Origin of the sequence: Roseofilum acuticapitatum BLCC-M154 (assembly GCF_030068475.1) — a bacterium.
In the GTDB taxonomy this organism is placed as follows: Bacteria; Cyanobacteriota; Cyanobacteriia; order Cyanobacteriales; family Desertifilaceae; genus Roseofilum; species Roseofilum acuticapitatum.
The window spans coordinates 1-3870 of record NZ_JAQOSP010000040.1 but is presented as its reverse complement, the minus strand read 5'-3'; the positions used below and the strand labels follow the sequence as shown (position 1 = coordinate 3870).

Annotated in this window: 2 protein-coding genes; both read right to left on the bottom strand. The window is 51.8% G+C overall.

Annotated features, from left to right (window positions below):
- Positions 1-117 precede the first annotated feature (117 nt).
- Positions 118-3132: a plasmid replication protein, CyRepA1 family gene (locus PMG71_RS05800; RefSeq protein WP_283752706.1), complete on the bottom strand. Its 3015-nt coding sequence runs from the start codon at positions 3130-3132 to the stop codon at positions 118-120.
- Between the two features lie 216 nt (positions 3133-3348).
- On the bottom strand, positions 3349-3771 hold the full coding sequence (locus PMG71_RS05795; RefSeq protein ID WP_283752705.1) for a HEPN domain-containing protein: 423 nt from the start codon (positions 3769-3771) through the stop codon (positions 3349-3351).
- Positions 3772-3870: the final 99 nt, after the last annotated feature.

Below are 3870 nucleotides of genomic sequence, written 5' to 3'. Positions count from 1 at the left end.
CAATACCTTCGCCAAAACCAAAAATGCCTTGATTCGTAGGTTGGGTTGAGGAACGTGCATGTCGGCGACAGCCGAAAACCCAACAAATACGTTGGGTTTCACTTCGTTCAACCCAACCTACGGGAAAATGGCGAAGGTATTGCCAAAGAGACTTAGTTGTTGATAGCGATCGCCCTCCGACTGCTCCACCGTCGCGATCTCAGGAACCGTTAAAGGAATGGGAGGATAGGTTTTCTCGTCCGCTCGATCGCGCTGTAACCATTGCTCAAACACCTGTTCTCTAGGATCATCCGGACAAACTAAGCCATAGATCCGTAGGCGTTTCCCCGAACCCTTAATGCTGGTGGTGCGTTGATGCTCTAAACGATAACCCAAAAGGTTAATAAACCGGCGCACGATCATAATTCCAGAGGCATTTTTAGCCAGTCCGATACCAAAGAGCGATCGCACTTCCTCGCGGTTAGACAAGGCAATGTCCTGTAACTGCTGTAAATCCACATCGGTATTCATAAATACTCGCTCTGAATCAGCAATTAAGCCGGGAATGCCTAAAAGCTCCATTGTGCCAATCTTTGACCCCAATTGAGAGTGATTAAAGTCGGGCAAAAAGAGACCGCCAGATCTCTTTGAGAGGAGTTCCCGCGCCATGGCAGTGTCGCGATCGGCTAAATAGGGACGGCCGACGGTGAGAAAATAATGATACTGTAATTGCTCGTACCAGCCGCGATCGTCTAAACTGACTAACTCAGGGGTAACGGGAATTCCATACTTTTGCCACAGTTCCTGATGGCGCGATCTGCGTCGTTGATCCGGAGTTTGGCTGGTACGATAATACAGAGTGGATGGTGAACTTACGGAAACTTGTTCAACCCCAGAATCGGCGATCGCCTCACATTCTGCCTGATAATTTTGCTCTAAAACGCGATCGATCGTCGTCTTCAAAGTCGGTTCGCTCTCCTCCTCTGCTGCTGGTTTCTGCTCCACTGCACTCTGACAAACATGACCTTCAGCCAAAAGTCCGCCGATCGCCGCTTCCCGATATCGCGCCATCCCCCCATTAAACCGTACCGCCAACTTGGCCCAAGTCATCAGGGACTCCGCTTGAAAGCCAAGATCCAAGCCGTCTAACTGGGTAAAATCCGATTGTTGCAACAGGCGAATATTCACCTGGGTTAACCGATGTTCGCAACTGAGCAAACTGGCTAGGGACGTTGAACCATTTCCCACCCGGTTAAAGCCATAGGGAGCGATCCAGACATAGCGAGGCACACTTTCCCGCAGTCGTGACAGCGCTTGACGGACAGAGTTCTCGGCTTGGATGCCTTGGGCGATCGCCCACACGGAGGTAAAATGACCCTTGAGATCGATGCTCACCCCGGTTTCAATCGCGGGAGAAGCCAACACGCCATCATACTGACTTAAGAGGCGATCGAAACGCTCCCCCGTACACCCATAAGCCGGATGAGTCGGATCGGACAGAGTTTCCGAATCAATCCGCAAAAACCGATGCTCTGGAAAACGCTGCTTTAAATAGCTCTCTAGGGTAATCGTTCCCCACTTACTCCCCCGTTTCTGAGCCGACAAACAGACCATCGGCCGCCCCCCAGAGGCAATATGAGCCGCTAGTTCTTCCACCAGGCGCTCAGGGGTTTTATCTTCATAGCTATAGACCTGCCAAGCCTCTTCCCGGCTCGGTTTCCAAGTATTTTCGACTACAGCCACATCCGGGTCAATGCCCGAAAGAGCCATCAAATACTCTAGGGAAAGATCGCTTAAGTCGGCATCTGCAACCCAGACTTGACCTGTGCCTCCTAAGACAGTTTGGATGAGGGTTTTCAAGGTGTTCAGAATAGCCACCCGATGGCGACGACAGGTGCTGGAGTTTAAACCATGCCACAGAACTTGCTCGATTTCATCAATGACGACGAGGGCGTTTTTCCAGTTTTGGGGGTTGAACTGGGCGCGGGAGTGGGGATGCAAAGAGTCAATGCACAGCACGACCCCTGGTTCTGGGGAAGCTTCACCCGCGAGGGCTGGCAGTCCGAACCGAGCCGCTAATGATTCCACCAGTTGCACCCGATGACTGATGACGAGGACGGGTTTCCCGGCGCGTTTGGCTTGGTTAACGATGGTTTCGAGCAGTTGGGTTTTGCCGGTTCCTTTGGCGGATTTTATGGCCACGAGTTGGGCGGTTTCGGGGATGGGAAGGGTGGCGGGAAAGTAGCGCTCATGGAGGGTGAGGGTGCGGGGATGGGTGAGCTGTTGGGTGATGGTGGCTTTCCAGCGATCGAAGGGGAGGGCTTGGCTGTAGGCTTGGTGAAAGGCTGCTGCTCCTTGGCTGGCGATCAGGTCGTCTACGCCTTTTCCCCATTGGGGGTTCCAGGTGACGATGTTGACTTGACATCCGGCTTGTTGCAGCAGGTAACCCATGCGGCGAATGGCGCTTTGCACGGCGCGGAGGGTTTGGGGTTTGCTGTCTTGGTCGAAGACAATACAAATAGGGCGGTTGGGAGCGATGAAGGGTTGCAGTTCGGGGATCAGATGGGGGTGACTAATGCGCCGACCTTGGTCATTTTTGGGGATGCGATAGCCGCTATGGATGCCGGGAAGGGCGATCGCCGCGTAGCCTGCGGTGAGCAGAGCGCCCGCTTTTTTGGCTCCTTCGGTGATGCACAGGGGCAGGCTGGGGTTATCTTTGACCCATTGCCAAAAACCGCGATCGGAGTGTTCGGGGTGGATCTGTTCGGCGCTTAGGGGGGTGTTTCCCCGGTTGGCGATCGTTTGCCAGATGGACTGGGTAACCCTGAGTGCAAAGAGTCGGGTGGGGGTTTTGGGAGGATGTTCGTATTTGATGGCTTTGCCCTCTGCATAGCGGGGTTGAGCGGGTTTGAAGCATCCCCAGTCTTCATCTTCTCCGGTAAGGGGGTTAATGCCAGAACACCACCATCCCCCTTGCTTGAGATGCTGATAGCGTTGCATAATATTGGCTCGCAGGCGGCCATCTTTGCGCCGGGGTAGGTCATCGGCGTAGAGGAGATAGTTGTAGGGGGTTTGGCCTTCGAGGGGGATGACGTTAAGCTGGGTAAGCTGGCGATCGACTCCACTGGCTTCCCATTCGAGTAGATGATTCACTGCGGTTGCGTTGGCTTGACTAGAGGTGGGGGTATTTATCCTAAACTACACTATCTGTAGCGGTCAAGTTTGTTAAGGAAGATTTATGACTCTAGATGTGGATTGTGTTTGGCGTTCCCGAAGGTATCGCGCAGCGAATCGCCATAGAGAAAGGCAGCGAGCAAGATGCTCACACTCCTTTATGACCTCATTTTTAGCTGTGTCACGGCACTACTGCTAGGGTGAATATGGAGGTAATGAATCAATATTCCCTAAAGCAAAATTCAGCATTTCTTCCCCCTGAGATATCAGTTGTTCCACATCAATTTCTGGAATATCGAGTTCGGTGTTGTAATCAGCTCTTAATCGGATTATTTCCGCATCAATGAGACGGCTATCTACTAGCTCATACGGAAAGTGATGTAGTATATCAACCGGAATGCGATTAGTGCGAGCAAATATCCTACTGAAAGCGGCGATAACTGCTGAATGTTTAGAGTAGGACAACCCCTCGCCTGCTAAAAATGATGTGGCAATGTCTAATATAGCGTAGTAAGTGCACGATGCCGCAAGATCCGGAAAACCTTTACGGTTTAACTCTCTGGCAGCTTGTAGACGGCGATTCGCTTTTTCCAGCAATTTTTGCTGTTCTGGTGTCATAGGGGTATACCTTCTCGGCGGATGTTACGAAAGAAGCTATTGTTATACTCTTGGAATTGGCGACTACTGGCTAAAGCACAGCTTATCAACGTATTATAT